Below are 20,659 nucleotides of genomic sequence, written 5' to 3'. Positions count from 1 at the left end.
ATGGAGCAACATACCCGACCACCAATCAATACGACTAATTTCCCGATGGACCGCTGGTGGGTCGCCGCGCTGTCGTCCGAACTGACGGACAAACCCGTCGCCCGCACGCTGCTCGGCCGTCCGGTCGTGCTGTTCCGGTTGCCGTCCGGAGAAGTCGGCGCGCTGGAGGATCGCTGCTGCCACAAGTCGCTGCCGCTGTCGTGCGGCTCGCTCGAAGCGCGCGGCCTGCGCTGCGGCTATCACGGCCTGCTGTTCGACCGCGGCGGCGCATGCGTGGAGATTCCCGGCCAGGAGCGGATTCCGGCGAAAGCGTGCGTGTCGTCGTATCCGGTGTACGAGCAGGACGCGATCGTGTGGATCTGGATCGGCGCCGATGCGCACGCTCGACCGACTTGCGCGCCGCCACGCTACGCGTTCCACGCGGATCCGCAGTACCGGTTCGGCGGCGGCAACTACCATTACGACGCGCCGTATCAACTGATCCACGACAACCTGATGGACCTCAGCCACCTCGGCTATGTCCATCTGAAAACGATCGGCGGCAACGCGCAGCTGCACATGGGCGCGGAAACCCGCGTCGGCAGCGACGGCGACACGGTGAAACTGGTTCGCCTGATGCCGGATTCCGATCCGCCGCCGACCTACACCGCCGCCTGGCCGTTCGCGGGCCGCGTCGATCGCTGGCAGGAAATCGAGTTTCACGTGTCGCACATCCGGATCTGGACCGGCGCAATGGACGCCGGCACCGGCGACCTGCACGATTCGGCGCGCGGCGGCTTTCACATGCGCGGCTTCCACGGCATCACGCCCGAGACGGAAACGACGACGCACTACTTCTGGACCGTCGCGACCAATCCGCAACATGACGTGGAGCGCGTCGCGCAAACGGTCATCGAGCAATCCGCCGCGACGTTCGACGAGGACAAGACCGTGATCGAAGCGCAATACCGGAATCATCTGCGCTTTCCGGACCGCCGCCAGATCGACATTCACGTCGACGCGGGCCCCAATCGCGCGCGGCGCGTGATCGAGCGGCTGCTGCTGCAACCCGAACCCGCGTAAGCACCGCGCGGGCTGGCGGGCCCCAGGATGCCCGCCAGCCCACGCATTCGTATTCGCTTTCGTCCCATTCTTTACCGCGGCTTCGATTCCATCCAATTTGATTAGTCATACTATTTTTCAAGGATCTTTGACGTGAGCGCAAGTATCCGCAATACGATCGACGAATCCCCGATGAGCGTGTTCCAGACGATGGCGGTCACGGCCTGCGTCGTGCTGAACATGCTCGATGGCTTCGACGTGCTGGCCATCGCGTTTGCCGCGCCGCATCTGGCGGCCGAATGGAAACTGAGCGGCAAGGAAATCGGCCTGCTGCTGAGTGCCGGGCTGGCCGGCATGGGTATCGGCTCGGTGCTGATCGCGCCGCTGGCCGACCGCGTCGGCCGCCGCCGCATCATCCTGCTCTGCCTCGCCGTGATCTCGACCGGGATGCTCGCCTGCGCGGCCACGCACAGCACGCTGCAACTCGCCATCGCGCGTGCGTACACGGGGCTCGGCATCGGCGGCATGCTGGCGAGCCTGACTGTCATCAGCGGCGAGTACGCGTCGAACAAATGGCGCAGCGCCGCGATCGGCATGCAGTCGACCGGCTACGCGATCGGCGCCACCGCCGGCGGCGTGATCGCCGGCTACCTGCTGTCGACGTGGGGATGGCGCAGCGTATTTGCGTTCGGCGGCATCCTGACCTTGCTGTCGATCCCGATGGTGCTCGCGCTCCTGCCGGAATCGCTCGACTTCCTGCTGGCGAGGCGTCCGGACAACGCGCTGCAGAAAATCAACCGCATCCTCGCGAGAATGAAGCGCGCGCCGATCGACACGCTGCCGACCTCGTCCCTCGACACGGCGAGCCCCTCGTCCAGCTGGACAGCCGTGCTGCGCGCACCGCTTGCGCGCCGCACGATCGCGTTGTGGATCGCGTTCTTCCTCGTGATGGGCAGCTTCTACTTCGTCGTGAGCTGGACGCCGAAGCTGCTGGTCCAGGCCGGGCTGTCGGCATCGCAGGGCGTCACCGGCGGCGTGCTGCTCAACCTCGGCGGCATTGCGGGCGCGTCGCTCTTCAGCCTGCTGTCGACGCGGTTCGGCCTGCGCAACCTGCTCGGCGCAACACTGCTGCTCGGCGGCGTACTGATGGTCGTGTTCGGCGCGAACACGGGCTCGCTCGGCATCGGGATGACGGTCGGGGTGTTCCTCGGCGCCGTGATCAATGCGTGCGTGGCCGGCATGTATGCGCTGTCGCCGACGCCGTACCCCGCCGAAATCCGCACGACCGGCATCGGCCTCGCGGTCGGCATCGGCCGCCTCGGCGCAATCCTGTCGCCGATGACGGTCGGTGCGCTGCTGGACGACGGCTGGTCCGTTTCCCACCTCTACCTCGCGTTCCTCGTGCCGATGGCCGGCGCGGCGATCGCCGTCGCCGTGGCGGGCACGCGTGCCGCGTTGCCACGCCGGCAACGCGACCCGGCGATGTCGTAACACGCAACGCCCGAAGTCTTGCCGATACCCGTCGGCATCCCGGATACGCCCGGGTCATTGAAAAATCAATAAGTACATCTACATACTGTTTGGAGACAGCCATGAAAACGAAACTGGGCGTCGCACTCGCGACGGCGATGGCGCTGGCCGGACCGGCCTGCGCACAAAGCAGCGTCACGCTGTACGGGATCATCGATACCGGCGTGTCCTACTACAACAACGCCGCGCACGGCGGATCGTTCACGGGCGTGCCGACGCTGACCGGCGAGGTGCCGTCACGGTGGGGGCTGAGAGGCACCGAGGATCTCGGCGGCGGCTACCAGGCCTTCTTCGTGCTCGAGAACGGCTTCCAGCCCGGCACCGGCGCGCTGAACTACGGCGGGCGCCTGTTCGGGCGACAGGCGAACGTCGGCGTGAACAGTCCGTTCGGCGCGCTGACCCTCGGCCGCCAGATGAACATGTCGATGATCGTGCTGACCAATGCCGACGTGATCGGCCCGTCGATTCACTCCATGGCGGATTTCGACTCCTATCTGCCGAACGCGCGCAGCGACAACGCGATCGGCTACAAGGGTACGTTCCACGGCGTGACGCTCGGCGCCACCTACAGCTTCGGCCGCGACGCGGCCGGGCCGGCGGGGCCGTCAGCGACGGGCTGCGCCGGACAGGTGCCCGGCGACATCGTCGCTTGCCGCCAATACACGGCGATGCTCGCGTACGACGCGAGCAATTTCGGGCTTGCTGCGTCGCACGACGTGATGCGCGGCGGTGGTGGCGCACTCGCGCCGCTGAACAATCCGGCGTACACCGACACGCGCGACATCGTCGCCGGCTACGTGAAGATCGGCCCCGCGAAACTGGGCGCCGGATGGATCCGCCGCAACCTCGCGGCGGCCGAACACCTGCAGGCCGATATCGTGTTCGCCGGGGGCACGTACTACGCGACGCCCTACCTCGCGCTCGATCTCCAGGGCGTCCGCTACCTGCAACGCCGCGAGAACAGCGAAGGCGGCACGAATGCCACGCTGCTCGTCGGACGCGCGAACTATTTCCTGTCCAAGCGGACGACCGTCTATACGTCGGCGGGCTACATGTTCAACAGCAAGCTGGCCGCGAACGCGGTCGCCGCGGGCGGGACGGTCGGCACGGGGATGAACCAGCTCGGCGTGATGGCCGGCATCCAGCAGAAGTTCTGAACGCCGGACACCGCACCGGCGCATCCTCAATCGGCGAGCCGGCAATGCGAGAGCTTCAACCCCGGCAGCACCGGCGCGTCGATATAGCCCTCGTTCACGCAGCTGAAGCGGAACGCCGCCGACGTGACGAATGGCTTGATCTCGCCGCCGGGGAATTTCGGCTTCAGCGCATCCTGGTCGGCCACGTCGAAATGCGTGTCGAACTGCTCGCCGTCGGCCGTCAGAGCGCCGAAGTAGGTGCCGCCCGGGTCGCCGCCCATCCGGATCACGGCGCCGACGAACGCGAGGCGCTTGCCATCGTATTTCGCCTTCGCGGCGGCCATGTCCTGCGTATAGGCCTCGATCACGGCGCCGTAATGCGCGGCGATCGCGGGTTCGGCGTCCGAAGCCGCGCAAGCAGCCTGGTGAACGCCCGCCAGCAGCGTGCATGCCGCAAGCGCGGCCGCCGCGAACGGCGCGGAAATCTTTTTCATGGGTTGGTCTCCCGTCCAGCGTGGTGGTTGAAGTGATTGAAGCCCGGCGCATCGCCGGATGAATTCGCTTCCGTTGCTTTAATCGTTCGAATGGCGGAATACGGCTGCGATCACTTCGTCACCCGCATGGTCATGCGCGGTGCTTGGCGCCGCGCGGAACGCGACGTGACAGGAAGATGACATGGTGCGGCCCCCGGTTCTCTCATTGAATTTCACTGCGTCTGATTTTGGCCGTTACGGTAGCAGACGGCCGGCGGCCCGGCAACCGAGGCCCGTACGCTGTCGGATATCTCTTTACAATTGCAAATGATTCTCATTACATATATTATGCGCAACCTGGCCGTAACAAAACGCCGCGGCCCGCGACACGATCCTTAGTACTCCATCCTGCCTCGATTCATGCCATCCCGTCGAACGCCCCGCCGCGCCCGGACCCTGCGTCCGTGGCGCGCAAGCCTGCCTGTCCTGATCACCCTGTGCGCCGCGAGCGGCGCGCATGCGGCCAGCGCCGAACCCGTCACGCCCGCATCGACTCCCGCGACGCCCGCCGGGCAAGAACTCCCGGCGATCAGCGTCAACGCATCGTCGGCCGTCGACCCGACGGTCGGCTACCAGCCGCGCACCACCAGCATCGCGGGCGGCGACGACCGTTCGCTGAAGGAGATTCCGCAATCGGTCGCGGTGGTCAGCAGCAGCGTGATGCAGGATCAGCAGGCGCGCTCGCTCGACGACGTGCTCGGCAACATCAGCGGCGTCACGCAGACGAACACGCTCGGCGGCACGCGTGACGCGTTCATCAAGCGCGGCTTCGGGTCGAACAACGACGGCTCGGTGCTCGTCGACGGCGTGCGCACGCCGGTGCTGCACAGCTATCTCGCGACGATCGACCGCGTCGAGGTGCTGAAGGGCCCCGCCTCGCTGCTGTACGGGATGCAGGATCCGGGCGGCGTGATCAACCTCGTCACGCGCAAGCCGGAAGACACGTTCGGCGGCTCGATTTCCGCATCGCGCACGAGCCACAGCGGCAGCAGTGCGCAGTTCGATCTCACGGGCCCGCTCGGCAAGCCGGGCCAGGTCGCGGGCGGCACGCTCGCGTTCCGGCTGACCGGCGAATACGACACGAGCCGCTACTGGCGCAGCTTCGGCCGCGAACGCAACGCGCTGATCGCGCCCGCGCTGTCGTGGCACGACGCGAACACGTCGATCGACGTCAGCTACCAGTACGTCGACTACACGATGCCGTTCGATCGCGGCACCGTGCTCGTGAACGGCCAGCTCGACGACGCATTACGCTATCGACGCTACGAGGAAGCGTGGTCGCAAAGCAGCGGCATCCAGGAAACGCTGCGTACGCGCATCGAGCACCGCTTCTCCGATGCATGGCGCGTGCGCGCGACCTACGGCTGGGGCCGCGACCGCTACGACCAGACCATCACGCGCGCCACCGCGTTCAACAGCAAGACCGGCGCGATGACGCGCTCGTCCGATGCGAACCTCGGACGCAACGATTCCGACCAGATCGCGACGCTCGGCCTGCTCGGCAACGTGACGCTCGCGGGGATGAACCACGCGATCTACATCGGCGGCGAATACGAGCGGCAGCGCAGCTTTCGCGGCGACACGATCCGCGGCAAGGCGACGACCGGCTTCAATCTCTACGATCCCGTGTACGGCCTGCTCGCGGCGGGCGGCACGCCCAACGCGAAACAAAGCGATTCGCGCTCGGTCGTGCGTGCCTATTCGACGATCGTGCAGGACTCGGTGAAGATCACCGACCGCCTCACCGCGGTGGGCGGGCTGCGCTGGGAAAACTGGCAGCAGGAATCGGGAATGGGGCGGCCGTTCGTGTTCGCCGACCGTTCGCGCGGCAGCGTCTGGCTGCCGCAGTTCGGGCTCGCGTATGCGCTGACGCCGGCGCTGACCGCCTACGCGAACGTGAGCCGCTCGTTCAAGCCGAACGTCGCAACGAACGTCGCCGCGCCGCTCGCGCCGGAATACGGCCGCGTGCTCGAGGCCGGGCTGAAGTTCAGCCTGAAGCCCGCGATCACCGGCACGCTCGCGGTCTACCAGATCGACAAGCGCAACGTCGCGGTCACGGTCGGCGACATCACGTCGACCATCGGCACCGCGCGCTCGCGCGGGATCGAGCTCGACGTGGCCGGGCAAATCACCCGCCACCTGAGCGTGATCGGCAGCTATGCATATACGAATGCGACCGATCGCGACAGCAACACGCCGCTCGTCAACGTCGCGCGCCATACGGGCAGCCTGTTCGCCGTGTACGACACGGCCATCGCAAACCTGCCCGGCCGCTGGCGCTTCGGCGGCGGTGCGCGCCTGGTCGGTGCACGCTCCGGCGACACCGCGAACAGCTTCACGCTGCCCGGCTACGTGACCGTTGACGCGTTCGCGGCGTACGAAACGACGATCGGCAAGTTCCCGACGCGCTTTCAGCTCAACGTGAAGAACCTGCTCGACAAGACCTACTACCCGTCGAGCAACAACAACCTGATCGTCGCGGTCGGCGAGCCGCGGCTCGTTACGCTGACGACGACGGTGTCGTTCTGACGCACCCGCGCGGCCGACGCAGAACGGCGTCCGTCGGCCGCGCATCCCCCTGCCCCTCCATACCGCCGCGCCACGCGGCGGCGCCTGCCTCCGGGTCAATCATCAGACCTTCGAATATCTCCCATCCGATATCGCGATTTCCGGGATCGATCGCGCGCCTCTAGACTGGCTACGCGATCGCGACGCCGCGCCGCCGCACGGCAACGCGCCCCCACAAAAACGATTCCGGGAGATACCCCATGTCCGACCGGCACGCGCGCCGAGGCGCGCTCAAGACACTCGGCCTCGCGGCTGGCACCGCGCTGCTCGCCGCCACGCGCCAGGCTCACGCCGCGGCGCCTGACACCGCCACGCTGCTGCCTGGCGGCGCCGCGCGCCTCGCCGACCTCACGCGCCGCCTCGCGGCCGCACCGAGACGGCGCGACTTCAAGACGGTACCGATGATCCTCGAGCACCCCGACCAGTGGGATCACGCGGCGCTCGCCGAAGTGATCGGCTATCGCGGCGGCCCGAAGCAGGTGTGGGACAACACCGAACTCGGCGGCCCGTGGCTGAACCTGATGCGCAATTCACTGAACGCGCAGATCTGGCCATACCGTCATCCGGATTTCCTCGTCGTGTCGGCCACGCACGGCAGCGCGCATCTCGCGCTGTTCGACCAGGCCGCGTGGGACAAATACGGCCTCGCGAAATTCGCCGGCGCCGCGTTCCCGGCCAACACGCTGCTCGACGCAAAGCCCGCGCAATCGAAAGGCGTGCAGGACCATGAAGCGCCCGACGGCGCATTCTCGTCGCATGACAACAGCCTCGCCGCGCTACATCAGCGCGGCGTCGTGTTCCTGTCGTGCCACAACGCGATCTGGGAACTCGCGGAACGGCTCGACGGCGCGAACACGAACCCCGACAAGCTGCCGCTCGATGCGCTCGCGGCCGACCTGACCAACCACGTGATCCCGTCGGCAATCGTCACGCCGGGCGCGGTCGGCACGCTGCCCGAGCTGCAGCAGGCCGGTTTCACGTACGCGAAATGAGCGCCGCGATGACATCGATCCAGACGAAACCGCCGTTGCAATCGCCTTCGCGCCGCCGCCGGCGCACGCTGCGGGCCGCGCTGGCCGCCTGGCTGTGCGGTGTGTCGGTGCTTGCGCTCGCCGCACCCGCCGCCACCGACGCGACCGTCTTTCCGCCCTGGCAGGACGGCCGCAACAACGATGCGATCCATCGCGGCCTCGAATTCACCGTGCCACAGGTCGACGTGCTCGCCGATTTCCACGGCGACCTCACCGCACCGAAGCTCGTGCTGTACGTCGGCGGCAACTACTTCTTCGCGATGGCGCCGCTCGTCGCGAAGTTCGAGGAGGACCATCCCGAGTACCGCGGCCGCATCTACTGGGAAACGATCCCGCCCGGGCTGCTCGTGAAGCAGATCCAGGCGGGCGGCACGATCACCGTCGGCAACATGACGTGGACGGTCAAGCCCGACGCGTATTTCGCGGGGCTCGGCAAGATCAACGGCCTGATCGCGGACGGCACGCTCGCGGGCCCGGCCGTGCCGTACGTGACGAACCAGCTGACGATCATGGTGCGCGCCGGCAATCCGAAGCGCATCGCGTCGCTGAACGATCTCGCGCGCGCCGACGTGAAGCTCGCGATGCCGAACCCGGCATTCGAAGGCGTCGCGCGGCAGATCCGCGCGTCGCTCGTGAAGGCCGGCGGCGATACGCTCGCACACGCCGTCTACGACGACAAGGTGCGCGCCGGCACGACCGAACTCACGCACATCCATCATCGGGAAACCGCGCTGTTCCTGATGCAGGGGCGCGCGGACGCGGGCGTGCTGTGGCAATCCGAAGCGGCGTTCCAGGAACAGGTCGGGCATCCGCTGATGCACATCGACATTCCGGCCGCGCAGAATACGACGGCGATCTATGCCGGCGCGATGGTGAAGGACGCGCCGCATCCGGAAGCCGCGCGCGCGTGGCTCGCGTTCATCCGGTCGCCGGAAGCGTTCCGGATCTTCGAGCGCTACGGTTTCGGCCGATACGATGCGACGCGGCCGACGCAGCACCTCGCGCCGCAGCAGGACGGGCCCGCCGCCGGCTGACCGCCGGTCGCGCCGCCGCACGGGGCGCACACCACAGACAACAAGGAGGGGGACACGTGAACGATACGGTCGATACACCGCGAGCGCCTTCGCGACGCCGGTTCGCGCCGCTGCTGCTCGCCGCGGCCGCGCTGCTGGCCGGCCACGCGCATGCGGAGGACGCAACGTCCGGCAAGACGATCGCGACGCAGGGCACGGCGACGGGCGTGGCCGCCTGCATCGGCTGCCACGGCAGCCAGGGCGAAGGCAACGCGGCGGCCGGCTTCCCGCGCCTCGCGGGCACGAACGCCGCGTATCTGTCCGCGCAGCTTGCAGCGTTCGCGGACGGCAGCCGTCAGAACCCGATCATGCAGCCGCTCTCGAAGCTGCTGTCGCCGCACGAGCGCGACGCCGTCTCCGCGTACTTCGCGAGCCTGCCCGCGCCGGCCGGCGCCTTCACGCCCGACGACGCCTCGATCGATCCGGCGAACACCGGCGCGTGGCTCGCCACGCGCGGGCGCTGGTCGCAGGGCCTGCCCGCGTGCGCCCAATGTCACGGCCCCGGCGGCCTTGGCGTCGGCACCGCGTTTCCGCCGCTCTCGGGCCAGCCGGCCGCTTATGTCGCCGGCCAGTTGAACGGCTGGAAACACGGCACGCGTCCGCCCGGGCCAATGGGATTGATGCCGATGATCGCCGGCAAGCTGTCCGACGCCGACATCGACGCGGTGGCCGCCTACTATGCGCGCGGCGGCGCCGCACAAGGAGACAAGCGATGATCGACCGCACGACGCTGATCCGCCACGCCCGCGCGGCGTTGCTCGGCATGGCCTCGTTGCCCGCGCTCGCGTTCGCGGCGACCCCGCAGGACGCACCGGCCGCCGCGTCCTCACCCGCGACCGCCCCCGCCGCCGCGCCGGCGCCCAGGCCGTTCACGCCGCCGCCCGAATCGGCGATCCCTGCCGACGACTTCGGCAAGACCGTGAAGCTCGGCGAACAGATCTTCCTGCACACGCCCGAGTTCGCGGGCAAGTACGTCGGCAACAAGCTGACCTGTGCGAGCTGTCACCTCGACGCCGGGCGCCGGCCCGATTCGAGCCCGATGTGGGCCGCATACCTGCTGTATCCGGCGTACCGCAGCAAGAACGGCCACGTGAACACGTTCTCCGAACGCCTGCAGGGGTGCTTCCGCTACAGCATGAACGGCAAGGCGCCGCCGGCCGGCGACCCGATCCTCGTCGCGCTCGAGACGTATTCGTACTGGCTTGCGAAGGGCGCGCCGGTCGGCACGAAGCTGCCGGGCCAGGGATTCCCGAAATTGCCGCCGCCCGCGCAGAAAGCCGACTACGCACGCGGCGCAGCCGTCTACACGCAGCACTGCGCGCTGTGTCACGGCGCGGACGGTCAGGGTCAGTCGAGCGGTGGCAAGCCGGCGTTCCCGGCACTGTGGGGCGCGCGCTCGTTCAACTGGGGCGCGGGGATGGGCGACATCCGCAACGCAGCCGGCTTCATCAAGGCGAACATGCCGCTCGGGCTCGGCGGCACGTTGACCGATCAGGAAGCGTGGGACGTCGCCACCTTCATGGACAGCCACGAACGCCCGCAGGACCCGCGCTTCACGGGCTCCGTGCAGGACACACGCGCGAAGTTCCACGATTCGCCCGACTCGATGTACGGGCGCAGCGTGAACGGCCGCGTGCTCGGCGCGCCCTGACGATCGGCCGCACCGGTCGAGTCGGCCAGCGCGGCCGGCGCGGCCGACTCGGTCACGGATGCCAGCGATACACGACGATGCTCGACCCGTTGTAGTTGTCCTTCGTGATCACGTACTCGCCGGTCGAGCGCAGGTACGCGCGCACGCCGTACATCGAGTCGACGTCGTTGCCGACATCCATCGCCGACGTGTTCGAATTCGTCAGCGTCGTGACGAGCGCACCGGTGTTCAGGTCGAACACATCGATGTTCGGCACCGTGTGCACATAGCCGACGAACAGGTAGTGGCCGGCCGCCGCGATCGACTTCGGGTTCGCGCTCGTCAGGTTGATCACCGGGTTCGGCGCACTCGTGTTGCCGTTCTTCCAGCCGTGATAGACCTCGATGTGCCCGTTCATCGCGGTCCAGTCCCAGTTGCCCGCCAGACCCTGCGCGAGGATCATCGTGTCGCTGTCGGCCTGGTAGATGATGCGCGTGACCGGCGCGACGCTGGTCGGCACGGGCGTCGTAGTCGCCTTGCCCCACGACGGCTTGCCGGTCGCGTCGAAGCCCGTCATCGGGTAGCGCGCAATCACGTTCGATCCGTTCAACCCGGCCCACACGTCGCCGTTGCCGTCGATGTCGAAACCGGCCGTCACCTGCAGCGTCGTGTTGAACGGCTTGCCCGGCAGCGAACCGGCCGGAATCGCGATATAGCCGCTCGCGGTGTTGAAGTAATAGAAGTTGAAGTTGCCGGGGTTCTGGCCCGACGCGACGAGGATCCGGTTGCCGCCGACGTTCACGACCTGGCCGAAGTGCTGGCCGCGCTGGTAGTCGTTCATGTCGAGGCGCGGGTCCTTCGGATAGGTGAACGGGTCGACCGTGTTCGCGACGAACGTACCGCCCGCCGAGCCCGTATACACGTTGTTGCCGCTGTAGAACAACGTGCCGTCCGTCACCGGATCGGGCGCGGCGATCCCCTCGAAGTTCAGCGCCTGCAGCTTCCACTGCAGCGCGCCCGTCGGGCTGTACGAATGGAGGTCGGTGCTGCCGTTGCGGCCGAGATCCCAGCCGCCGCCCCAGGCATTGTTCAGCACGTACAGGTTGCCGGCCGAATCCTTGCCGAGCGCGGCGACGCGCGTGAAGCGCTTGTCGCCGACCTGCCCCTTGATGCCCGTCGTCGTGTCGAGATAGCCGCCCTGCACGCCGAACGTGCCGACCTGCACGGGCAAGCCGAGCAGCCCGGTGTAGACCTTGATGTTCATGTCGGGCCCTTCGTCGCCCACCATCAACCGGCCCAGCGAAGCATCGAAGAAGAGCGACGCCGGCCGCGCGCCGGCCGCCATCTGGATCGTGCTCATCGCGGTACCGGTCGCGCTGAACTGCGCGACGACGCCCGCACTCTTGCGCGCGACCCACAGGTTGCCGGCCGCATCGAGCGCCAGCGCGCCCGGTCCCGATACGCCGATGTCGCGCTGCCATACGCCGTCGGTCGTATAGACGCGCACGCGATTGCCGTAGAAGTCGCTCACGTACAGCAGATTGCCGCCCGTCGCGAGGCCCGTGATCACGTCCGCGTACTGGATGCCCGTCCACGTGCTGACCGGGATGCGCAGGTCGCGCTGGTTCGAACTTCGGTTGTAGCGGCCCACCGAGCCGCTGCCGAACGTGCGGTTGTAGCCGAGCGCGACGAACAGCGACGTCGAATTGCCGGTGATCGCCCCGCCCTGGAATTCGTCGTGGATACCGATCGTGCCGAGCGGCTGACCGTTCTGGTAGATCGCGACGCCGCCCGCGTTCTCGTCCCAGCGCGACGCCGTGTAGATCACGCCTTCGGGCGCGACCCACATCGAGCGCGCGCCGTTGCCGACGTGCGAAACCAGCGTGCCGTACGTGTTCGCGAGCCAGTCCGTCGAATACTGCACCTGCGCGTGACTCGCCGGCGCCAGCATCGCCACGCACATTCCCAGCAACGCCGCGCGAATTTGTTTCATTGACATGAATAATGCTCCCAGACGATCAATGGTCGACACTGTAAATCGCGGCGCATGAAATATTGGTGATTTCGGCAAAAGCGCATTCGCCGTTATCCCGAATTATTCACTCCGCGCCTTTTGCCGTCGGGCGCTTTTTCGTCAACGAAGGTAAAACCCGCGAAACCACGCCGCAACGGCTTGCCGGCCGCACGATTTCGGTGCTTTTCCCCGGCATTTTCTTCCGGGTCGATCAATGCGAATACGTCATTTTTTCTGACATGTCCGCATTGCTTTTTCATTCCCCGGAAATCGTTTCAATGATTACAAATCGAAATTGAAATGAAAGAGAAAAAATAATATTCGGCCCGATCGATTTTTCGCGATCTGGCGCACCGGGGAAAGCGGGAGGGGAAGAGGAATGCGGCAGGGAAACCGCGCACCGGCGATGCCGGCACGCGCAGCGATCGATCAGGACGCCGGGTCGAGTGTCGGGCCGTCCCAGCCGTCGAGGTATTTCGGCAGCGCATCGACGACGTCGATCACGCGTTGCCGGTAGAACAGGTGCATCGTCGGCCGCAGGTCGCCGGGCAGTTGCCCGCCGTGCGCACGCGCGGCCAGGCTGTTCGGCACGACGCGCATGTCGAGCCGGTTCGTCCCGAACACGATCTCGCCGCACGACGCGCACCACGTGCGCGACATCGACTTCTCCGGATGCGGGAACGTCGCGTGGCTGCCGTCGATGCTCACCTGCTCCGGTGGCCAGGCGGTTGCGGACAGCATCGGCGTGCCGTAAAAGTCGCGGCACGTCGTGCAATGGCAGTTCGCGCGCGCCGCCGGTTCGCCACGCAGCGTGACGGTCACGGCACCGCACAGGCAGCGCGCGGAAAGCGTTCGGGTCATGTCGTCTCCTCTGAAAGGGAGGCGACAGTATAGGAGCATGCATCGAGGCCCGCGTCGACCGCAGGCCCCGTTGCGCGCGCAACGACTGCTGCGTCAGAACTTCTGGCGAAGCCCGAGGCTCACGATCGCCTGCGACCGCGAGTCGGACGAGTGGCCGTTCGCCTTGTCGGACACCGACGCGGTCGCGGCCACCGGACGGCCGAGCGCGTCGAGCGTCATGCCCGAGGCATGCTGGTACGCACCGAGCAGGTACACGCTGGTGCGCTTCGACAGGTCGTACACGGCGCCGAGCGTGACGTTGTGATACTGCGCGCGATCGTCGACGCCATCGACATCGCTGCCGCGCGTGTAGCTGTAGCCCGCGAACAGTTGCGTCTGCGGCTGCACGTTCCAGCGCGTGAACACGCCCGCGACGTTGAACGTCGCGTGACCGGTGAACAGCGACTGGCCGCCGCTGCGGTACTGCACGTTGCTGTAGTTCACGCCAACGACGGCCGGGCCGAAGTCGTACGTCGCACCCGTCGCGATCACCTGCTGCGATTGCGCGCTCGCATAGCCTTCGTTGATCGACGAGTTGAAGAGGCCGTCATCGGTGCTCTGCCACTTGCCGGCCGTCGGGTCGGTCGCGCCCGTCTTGCTGTTGTCCGAACGCTCGTAGCCGACGCCGACGCGCAACGGGCCCGCCGCGTACGCCGCGCCGACGCTCCACGTGTTGCGCTGCTTCATGCTGCCCGGCTGGCTGCCGAAGCCATACAGCGCGCCGAACGTGAAGCCCGAGTAATTCGCGCTCGTGTACTTGATCGAGCTGTCGACACGGGCGGTCTGGTCGAGATCGTCGATGTCGCCCGGGTGTGCGCCGAAACCGCCGATGAACGACGACGGGCCGACCGGGCTCACGAAGTCGTCGAGCGACGTGTACTGGCGGCCGAGCGTGACCGTGCCGTAGCGGTCGCTGCCGACGCCGACGAACGCCTGGCGGCCGAACTGGCGGCCGCCCTGGCCCGACGTGCCGTTCGTGATGTCGAAGCCGTTCTCGAGAACGAACAGCGCGCGCATCCCGCCGCCGAGATCCTCGGAACCCTTGATGCCCCAGCGGCTGCCCGACAGGTTGCCGGTCGTGAGCGCGACGTTCGAATGCCCGGTGTAGGCGCCCGCCGAGCCGACCCGCTCGTTGCTACGGTAGGTCACGCCCGCGTCGACGATGCCGTACAGCGTGACGGAGCTTTGCGCGGCGGCGATACCCGCGAGCGAGAGCAGCAGCGGGGCTGCGATCAGTTGCTTGTTCATGGTTTTATGTCTCCGGGCGGTGAACCCGTTGTTCTGGCGTGCTGTTGCGAGTAGCGCGCGCGGGCGCCGAGAACCGCCGGCAGTCCGAGGCCGGCAGCGTCCGCGCGCGACGACGCGGCGGGCATGCCCGCTGCGGCCGCCATGGTAGATGGAACCGGTTCCGTTCCAAAGCGGAATAATGGCAACAGTTTTTTGCCAAAATCGAGATAGTCGGGGCGCGGCCGTCGTTGACGGCTGCCGCGCCTGTACAGCATGGGCTGGCGCACCCGATAATCGAGCGCGCCCCTTCCCTCGGGAGTTCCGTCATGCATGAAACGACCTTGCTGATCTTCGCCGCCGTCGCGTTCGTCGGCATCGCGACACCCGGCCCGACCGTGCTGCTCGCGCTGACCAACGGCTCGCGCTACGGCGTGCGCCGCGCGGCCTACGGTTTCGCGGGCGCGATGCTGTCCGACTTCGTGCTGATCGTCGCGGTCGCGCTCGGCCTCGGCGCGCTGCTGATGGCGTCGGCGTTCTGGTTCTCGGTGGTGAAGTGGCTCGGCGCCGCCTACCTCGCGTATGTCGGCATCCGGCTGCTGATGTCGAAGGGGGCGCTCGATGTCGCCACCGCGCAAAACGGCACGGCAGCCGAACGCAATGGGTCGATCTTCGCGAAGAGCTTCCTGACCGCGGTCACGAACCCGAAGGGCTATCTGTTCTTCTCCGCGTTCCTGCCGCAGTTCCTCGATCCGTCCGCGCCGCTCGCGCCGCAGTACGTCGCGCTCGCGGTCACGTTCGCGCTGCTCGACGGCGCGGTGATGTTTGGTTACGCGCTGCTCGGCGCGCGCGCGGTGCGGCTGCTGAAACGCTCCGGCGCGCTGTGGCTCGAACGCACCTGCGGCGCGATGCTGCTCGCGCTCGCCGGTTCGCTGGCGCTGTACCGGCGCCATGCGGCGTAGGAGCCCGTTCCGATGAAAATTGCCGCACCGCCCCGCTCCGGCTTTCCCGGCCTGTCGCTCAGGCAACTCGACCGCGCTGACCTCGACGCGTGGTACGCGTACCTGTCGAACCCCGACGTCTTCCACCACACGAGCTGGAACCTGCGCACACCCGACGATCTGCTGCCGCTGTTCGACAACATCGAATCGGCCGATCCGGATTCGATCCGGCGTCTCGCGATCGTCGATACCGCATCGGGCATGCTCGCGGGGACGATCGGACTGCACACGGTGTCCACCGTGAACCGCTCGGCGGAGATTGCGTACGACCTCGCGCCGCCGTACTGGGGGCGCGGCGTCGCAAGCGCCGTGTGCGAAGCCGTCACCGCGTGGGCGTTCACGCATGGCGGCTTCATGCGCATGCAGGCCGTCGTGCTGACCAGCAACGCGGGCTCCGCGCGCGTGCTGCAGAAGTGCGGCTACCGCTACGAAGGACTGTTGCGCGCCTACAAGATGGTGCGCGGCACGCCGGGCGATTTCGCGATGTACGCGCGCCTCGCGACCGACTGACGCGCAGCATGCGGCATCGTGCGCCGATGCCGTGAAGCGATTGGACGACCCGTGCCGAATTGGCGACAATCGCCGTTCCCCTCATCGACGCTCCGCCATGAAAATCGCCGCGCTTTCCGACATCCACGGCAACCTCGCCGCGCTCGACGCGGTGCTCGACGACGTCCGCCGCCGCGGCGCCGACGTGATCGTCAATCTCGGCGACATCGTATCGGGCGCGCTTCATCCGGCCGAAACGGCCGACCGCCTGATCGCGCTCGATTTGCCGACCGTCAAGGGCAATCACGAGCGGCAGTTGCTGACCTACGATCGCGAAGCGATGCGGCTGTCCGATCGCTGGGCACACGACACGCTGCGCGACGACCAGCGCGACTGGATCGCCGCGCTGCCCGAACGCATGACGCTCGACGACGACGTACTGATGGTGCACGGCACGCCGGCCAGCGATCTCGTCTACTTCCTCGAAACGGTCACGCCCGACGGCTGCCGCGCGGCCACGCCTGATGAAATCGCGCAGCGCGCGGGCAGCGAAACAGCCTCGCTGATCCTGTGCGGCCACACGCACGTGCCGCGCACCGCGAAGCTCGACGACGGCCGGCTGATCGTCAATCCGGGCAGCGTCGGGCTGCAGGCATACGAGGACGACCTGCCGCATCCGCACCGCGTCGAGACAGGCTCGCCGCATGCGCGCTACGCGATGGTGTCGCGCACGGCGGCCGGCTGGAACGTCGAATTCCATGCGGTCGAATACGACTGGCACACGGCCGCCGTCACCGCGGCCTCGCGCGGGCGCGACGACTGGACCGTCGCGCTGCGCACCGGCCGCTGCTGACACGCGCGCCGCCCGATCACCCCGCTTCGCTTCTTTCGAAGGAAAATCGAGCGCCATGCCCGTTCCGTCGCAACTGCTCTTCCTGCCCGGTGCATCGGGCAGCACTGCTTTCTGGCAGCCGCTGGCCGGCCTGCTGACGCATCCGGCCGAGCGGCGGATCGTCGCCTATCCGGGCTTCGGCGACACGCCGCGCAATCCGGCCGTCGACGATTTCGACAGCCTCGTGCGCGATGTCCTCGAGCAGATCGACCGGCCGACCGCCGTGATCGCCCAATCGATGGGCGGCGTGATCGCGATGCGCGCGGCGCTCGACAAGCCGGGGCTCGTCACGCACCTCGTGCTGACGGTCACGTCCGGCGGGCTCGACATGGCAGGGCTCGGTGCGCAGGACTGGCGGGCCGGTTTCGCCGAGGCAAACCCGCAGTTGCCCGACTGGTTCCTGACGTTCCGCGCGGACCTCGCGCAAGAAATCGGCCGCGTTGCACAGCCGACGCTGCTGCTGTGGGGCGACGACGATCCGATCAGCCCCGTCGCGGCCGGCCGACGCCTGCTCGAACAGCTGCCCGATGCGCAGCTGCATGTCGTGCCGGGTGGCCGGCACGATCTCGCGGCCGTGCATGCGCAAGCGCTCGCCCCGCTCGTCGACGCGCATCTGCAGCGCGTGTGACGTCACGCGCGCCGGCGTCGCCGTCAGTCTTGGCGTTGGCTTCGGCACGCACCCGATATCGCGACGCTCACGCGCCGCGTCGCCTCACCCCGCATTCCTCAGCGTGAGCCTCGCTTCGAGCCCGCCGCCATCGGGCCGGTTGGTCAGCGTCAGCGTGCCGCCCATCGCGAGCGCGAGTTGCCGCGCGATCGCCAGGCCGAGCCCGGTGCCGCCCGTGTCGCGGTTGCGCGACGTCTCCACACGCCGGAACGGCTCGAACACCGCGTCGAGCTGATCGGCCGGAATGCCGGGCCCGCGGTCGAGCACGGCAATCACCGCGCCGCCGTCCGGCACGGCCTGCACGTCGATCTCGGCCGCGCCCGCGAACTTCAGCGCGTTGTCGACGAGGTTGCCGACGATGCGGCGCAGCGCCTTCGGCCGCGTGACGAGCGCGAGCGGTGCGCGGCTGTGCAGCGCGACATCCTGCCCCGCATCCGTGTAGTCGCACACGATGCTGTCGAGCAGCGCGTCGAGATCGATGCGGCGCGCGGCTTCCTCGGTGCCGTGCAGCGTCCGCGCGTACGCGACGCCCTCCTTCACCAGATGTTCCATCTCGATCAGGTCCTGGCGCAGCTTCGCACCCTGCGTGTCGTCGTCCATCACGTCGACGCGCAGCCGCATCCGCGTGATCGGCGTCTGCAGGTCGTGCGAGATCGACGCGAGGATCTGCATGCGTTCGGCCATGTACTGCGCGATGCGGTCCTGCATCGCGTTGAACGCCCGTGCGGCGCGCGCGACTTCCGACGGCCCGCCTTCGTTCAGCCGCTCGCCCTTCAGGTCGGGGCCGAGCGCGTCGGCGGCCTGCGCGAGCTGCTTGAGCGGCCGCGTCGCGAGCCGCACCGCGAGCCAGCAGCACGCGGCCAGCACTGCGAGCTGCAGCGCGAGCACGACCGGCAGCCAGCCCGACAGCGGCACCGTCGACATCGGATGGATGTCGATCGTCAGCGGCGACCCGTCGGTCAGCCGCAGATGCACCTGCAGATGTTCGCGGTCGCCGGGGATCGCGTTCGCGGTCAGCGGGTAGTCGCCGCCGATGCCGTCCGAGATCGAGCGCTCGACGCGCGCCGACAGCCGTGCTTCCGGCGGCGTGCCGGTCTCGCCGGGCCCGAGGATGAACGCATAGCTGCGCCGCGCGAGACGCGGCAGCCACGCGGCGCGCTCGGCCGGCGGCAGGTGATCGAGCAGCGCGACCGAGCTCGCGACCTCGCGCTCGATGTAGCCCATCATCAGGTTGGTGGTCGCCTGGTCGCGCTCGGTCACGGTGAGCCAGAACGACAGCGTCTGCGCGAGCGCGAGGCCCACGCACAGGATCAGCGCGAGCCGCGCGAACAGCGAGCGCGGCCAGTGCCACGGCAGGCGCGCGCTCATGACGTACCGTCGACGGCGGTCACGGCCGACGAGAACACGTAGCCCTCGTTGCGCAGCGTCTTGATGTAGCGCGGCTCACGCGCACCGTCGCGCAGGCGCTGGCGCAGCCGGCTCACGAGCAGGTCGATCGATCGGTCGAACGGATCGGACTGCCGCCCCTGCGTGAGGTTGAGCAACTGGTCGCGCGTCAGCACGCGTTGCGGGTTGTCGAGGAACACGCGCAGCAGCCGGTATTCGGCACCGCTCAGCGCGACCAGCGTGCCTTCGGCGTCGAGCAGGTGGCGCCCGGTCGTGTCGAGCCGCCATTCGCCGAACGCGAGCATCTCGGCCGATTCCGTCACCTGCATGCCGGGCGGCAGCATGCGCGCACGGCGCAGCACCGAGCGGATCCGCGCGAGCAGCTCGCGCACCGCGAACGGCTTGGCCAGGTAGTCGTCGGCCCCCATCTCGAGGCCGATGATGCGGTCGGTTTCCTCGCCGCGGGCGGTCAACATCAGCACGGGCACCGTGCGGAACTTGCCGGCGCGCAGGTCGCGGCACAGCGTGAGGCCGTCCTCGCCCGGCATCATCAGGTCGAGCACGATCAGGTCGAGCGCGCCGTCGTCCAGCACGTTGCGCATCTCGCGGCCGTTCGCGGCCAGCGACACGCGCATGCCGTTCTTTTCCAGGTAGTCCGCGATCAGTTCGCGAATCGCGCGATCGTCGTCGACGATCAGCACGTGGTCGATCTTGTCCATGAATCGTTGTCGGTGTCGTGGTTCGGGCAGGCGATGTCCGCTGTTATACCGCAAGGCAGGCACGCGTTTGTATCCCAATGTATCGCGCCGCCGTGACGACACACAACATTGCACACGCGCGGCTGGCCGGACACATCGCAGATACGTCGGCGCCGCCTAATGGGGCCTGTCGAAACCCGTCCGGCCGCGCCCCCGAGCAGCGGCCCCACCGATCAGGAGAACGCCATGCTGCCCCGACTCAAGACCGCCGCCATCGTCATCGCCCTCGCCGCCACGGCCGGGCTCGCCGCCTTCGCCGGCACCCGCGACGACGCGGGCATGCCGACGTCGCTGGCCGGCACGCCGGCGCCCGATTTCACCGGCATCGACCGCTGGCACAACAGCGCGCCGCTGACGCTCGGCCAGTTGCACGGCAAGGTCGTGCTCGTCGATTTCTGGACGTACTCGTGCATCAACTGCATTCATACGATTCCGTACGTGAAGGAATGGGACCGCAAGTATCGCGACCAGGGGCTCGTCGTGGTCGGCGTGCATACGCCCGAATATCCGTTCGAGCGTGACGCGGGCAACGTCGCCGATGCGATCAAGCGCTTCGGCATTCAGTATCCGGTCGCGCAGGACAACCGTTACGACACGTGGCGCGCGTACGGGAACCAGTACTGGCCCGCGCTGTACCTGATCGATGCGAACGGCAAGGTCGTCTATACGCGCTATGGCGAAGGCGAGTACGACAAGACCGAGGCCGCGATTCGCGGCGCGCTCGCGCAGGCGGGCACACCGGCGAAGGACGCGACGCGCACGCAGTGATCCGTGCGACGTGCGGGC

The 20,659-nt window shown here is 67.8% G+C and carries 20 protein-coding genes; 14 read left to right on the top strand and 6 right to left on the bottom strand.

Features of this window, described 5'->3' with window-relative positions; translation table 11 throughout:
• From KEC55_RS29090 to KEC55_RS29080, 3 genes are all read left to right on the top strand, one after another.
• On the top strand, positions 1 to 1,062 hold the full coding sequence (locus tag KEC55_RS29090) for a Rieske 2Fe-2S domain-containing protein (protein WP_282508543.1): 1,062 nt from the start codon (positions 1 to 3) through the stop codon (positions 1,060 to 1,062).
• Between the two features lie 132 nt (positions 1,063 to 1,194).
• Entirely contained in the window at positions 1,195 to 2,532 is a 1,338-nt protein-coding gene (locus KEC55_RS29085) for an MFS transporter (protein ID WP_282508542.1), read from the top strand.
• Between the two features lie 101 nt (positions 2,533 to 2,633).
• Positions 2,634 to 3,728, top strand: a complete 1,095-nt coding sequence (locus KEC55_RS29080; RefSeq protein WP_282508541.1) for a porin — start codon at positions 2,634 to 2,636, stop codon at positions 3,726 to 3,728.
• A gap of 26 nt (positions 3,729 to 3,754) precedes the next feature.
• On the opposite strand, the gene KEC55_RS29075 is transcribed toward KEC55_RS29080, so the two are convergent.
• On the bottom strand, positions 3,755 to 4,201 hold the full coding sequence (locus KEC55_RS29075; RefSeq protein WP_176048484.1) for a hypothetical protein: 447 nt from the start codon (positions 4,199 to 4,201) through the stop codon (positions 3,755 to 3,757).
• Between the two features lie 399 nt (positions 4,202 to 4,600).
• Here KEC55_RS29075 and KEC55_RS29070 point away from each other — a divergent pair, with 399 nt between their 5' ends.
• From KEC55_RS29070 to KEC55_RS29050, 5 genes are all read left to right on the top strand, one after another.
• Positions 4,601 to 6,769 (top strand): TonB-dependent siderophore receptor, encoded by a 2,169-nt coding sequence (locus tag KEC55_RS29070; protein WP_282508540.1) that lies wholly within the window; start codon positions 4,601 to 4,603, stop codon positions 6,767 to 6,769.
• A 239-nt stretch (positions 6,770 to 7,008) separates the two neighbouring features.
• Positions 7,009 to 7,800 carry a transcriptional initiation protein Tat gene (locus KEC55_RS29065; protein WP_282508539.1) on the top strand — a complete coding sequence of 264 codons (792 nt, stop codon included), beginning with the start codon at positions 7,009 to 7,011 and terminating at the stop codon, positions 7,798 to 7,800.
• An 8-nt stretch (positions 7,801 to 7,808) separates the two neighbouring features.
• Positions 7,809 to 8,873, top strand: a complete 1,065-nt coding sequence (locus KEC55_RS29060) for a molybdate ABC transporter substrate-binding protein (protein WP_282508538.1) — start codon at positions 7,809 to 7,811, stop codon at positions 8,871 to 8,873.
• Positions 8,874 to 8,929: 56 nt separating this feature from the next.
• On the top strand, positions 8,930 to 9,628 hold the full coding sequence (locus KEC55_RS29055; protein ID WP_282508537.1) for a c-type cytochrome: 699 nt from the start codon (positions 8,930 to 8,932) through the stop codon (positions 9,626 to 9,628).
• On the top strand, positions 9,625 to 10,563 hold the full coding sequence (locus KEC55_RS29050) for a c-type cytochrome (RefSeq protein WP_282508536.1): 939 nt from the start codon (positions 9,625 to 9,627) through the stop codon (positions 10,561 to 10,563). The genes KEC55_RS29055 and KEC55_RS29050 overlap by 4 nt, the downstream gene beginning before the upstream one ends.
• A gap of 52 nt (positions 10,564 to 10,615) precedes the next feature.
• Here the strand turns inward: KEC55_RS29050 and KEC55_RS29045 are convergent, their stop codons facing one another.
• The gene (locus KEC55_RS29045) at positions 10,616 to 12,541 is read right to left on the bottom strand and encodes an SMP-30/gluconolaconase/LRE-like region family protein (protein ID WP_282508535.1); all 1,926 of its coding nucleotides are present in this window, start codon (positions 12,539 to 12,541) and stop codon (positions 10,616 to 10,618) included.
• Between the two features lie 59 nt (positions 12,542 to 12,600).
• On the opposite strand from KEC55_RS29045, the gene KEC55_RS29040 reads away from it, so the two are divergent.
• Complete coding sequence (locus KEC55_RS29040; RefSeq protein WP_282508534.1) at positions 12,601 to 12,855, top strand: hypothetical protein; 255 nt, start codon at positions 12,601 to 12,603, stop codon at positions 12,853 to 12,855.
• A 130-nt stretch (positions 12,856 to 12,985) separates the two neighbouring features.
• Here the strand turns inward: KEC55_RS29040 and KEC55_RS29035 are convergent, their stop codons facing one another.
• On the bottom strand, positions 12,986 to 13,417 hold the full coding sequence (locus tag KEC55_RS29035; RefSeq protein WP_282508533.1) for a GFA family protein: 432 nt from the start codon (positions 13,415 to 13,417) through the stop codon (positions 12,986 to 12,988).
• Between the two features lie 93 nt (positions 13,418 to 13,510).
• Positions 13,511 to 14,704 (bottom strand): porin, encoded by a 1,194-nt coding sequence (locus KEC55_RS29030; protein WP_282508532.1) that lies wholly within the window; start codon positions 14,702 to 14,704, stop codon positions 13,511 to 13,513.
• Between the two features lie 305 nt (positions 14,705 to 15,009).
• On the opposite strand from KEC55_RS29030, the gene KEC55_RS29025 reads away from it, so the two are divergent.
• From KEC55_RS29025 to KEC55_RS29010, 4 genes are all read left to right on the top strand, one after another.
• A complete protein-coding gene (locus KEC55_RS29025; protein ID WP_282508531.1) occupies positions 15,010 to 15,642 on the top strand; it encodes a LysE family translocator in 633 nt (210 codons plus the stop codon).
• A 12-nt stretch (positions 15,643 to 15,654) separates the two neighbouring features.
• Positions 15,655 to 16,191, top strand: a complete 537-nt coding sequence (locus tag KEC55_RS29020; protein WP_282508530.1) for a GNAT family N-acetyltransferase — start codon at positions 15,655 to 15,657, stop codon at positions 16,189 to 16,191.
• A 97-nt stretch (positions 16,192 to 16,288) separates the two neighbouring features.
• Complete coding sequence (locus KEC55_RS29015) at positions 16,289 to 17,023, top strand: metallophosphoesterase family protein (protein ID WP_282508529.1); 735 nt, start codon at positions 16,289 to 16,291, stop codon at positions 17,021 to 17,023.
• A 55-nt stretch (positions 17,024 to 17,078) separates the two neighbouring features.
• A complete protein-coding gene (locus tag KEC55_RS29010; RefSeq protein ID WP_282508528.1) occupies positions 17,079 to 17,690 on the top strand; it encodes an alpha/beta fold hydrolase in 612 nt (203 codons plus the stop codon).
• A gap of 84 nt (positions 17,691 to 17,774) precedes the next feature.
• Here KEC55_RS29010 and KEC55_RS29005 read toward each other — a convergent pair whose 3' ends face one another.
• Positions 17,775 to 19,097: an ATP-binding protein gene (locus tag KEC55_RS29005; protein ID WP_282508527.1), complete on the bottom strand. Its 1,323-nt coding sequence runs from the start codon at positions 19,095 to 19,097 to the stop codon at positions 17,775 to 17,777.
• On the bottom strand, positions 19,094 to 19,834 hold the full coding sequence (locus KEC55_RS29000) for a response regulator (RefSeq protein WP_282508526.1): 741 nt from the start codon (positions 19,832 to 19,834) through the stop codon (positions 19,094 to 19,096). Before KEC55_RS29000 ends, KEC55_RS29005 begins: the two co-directional genes overlap by 4 nt.
• 225 nt (positions 19,835 to 20,059) lie before the next feature.
• Between KEC55_RS29000 and KEC55_RS28995 the strand changes: the two genes are divergently transcribed.
• Positions 20,060 to 20,641, top strand: a complete 582-nt coding sequence (locus KEC55_RS28995) for a thioredoxin family protein (RefSeq protein WP_282508525.1) — start codon at positions 20,060 to 20,062, stop codon at positions 20,639 to 20,641.
• The last annotated feature ends 18 nt before the right edge of the window (positions 20,642 to 20,659 follow it).

The organism is Burkholderia cepacia, assembly GCF_029962485.1.
GTDB lineage: Bacteria > Pseudomonadota > Gammaproteobacteria > Burkholderiales > Burkholderiaceae > Burkholderia.
Note: the sequence above shows the minus strand (reverse complement) of the source record. Positions and strands in the feature narration are given on the sequence as shown.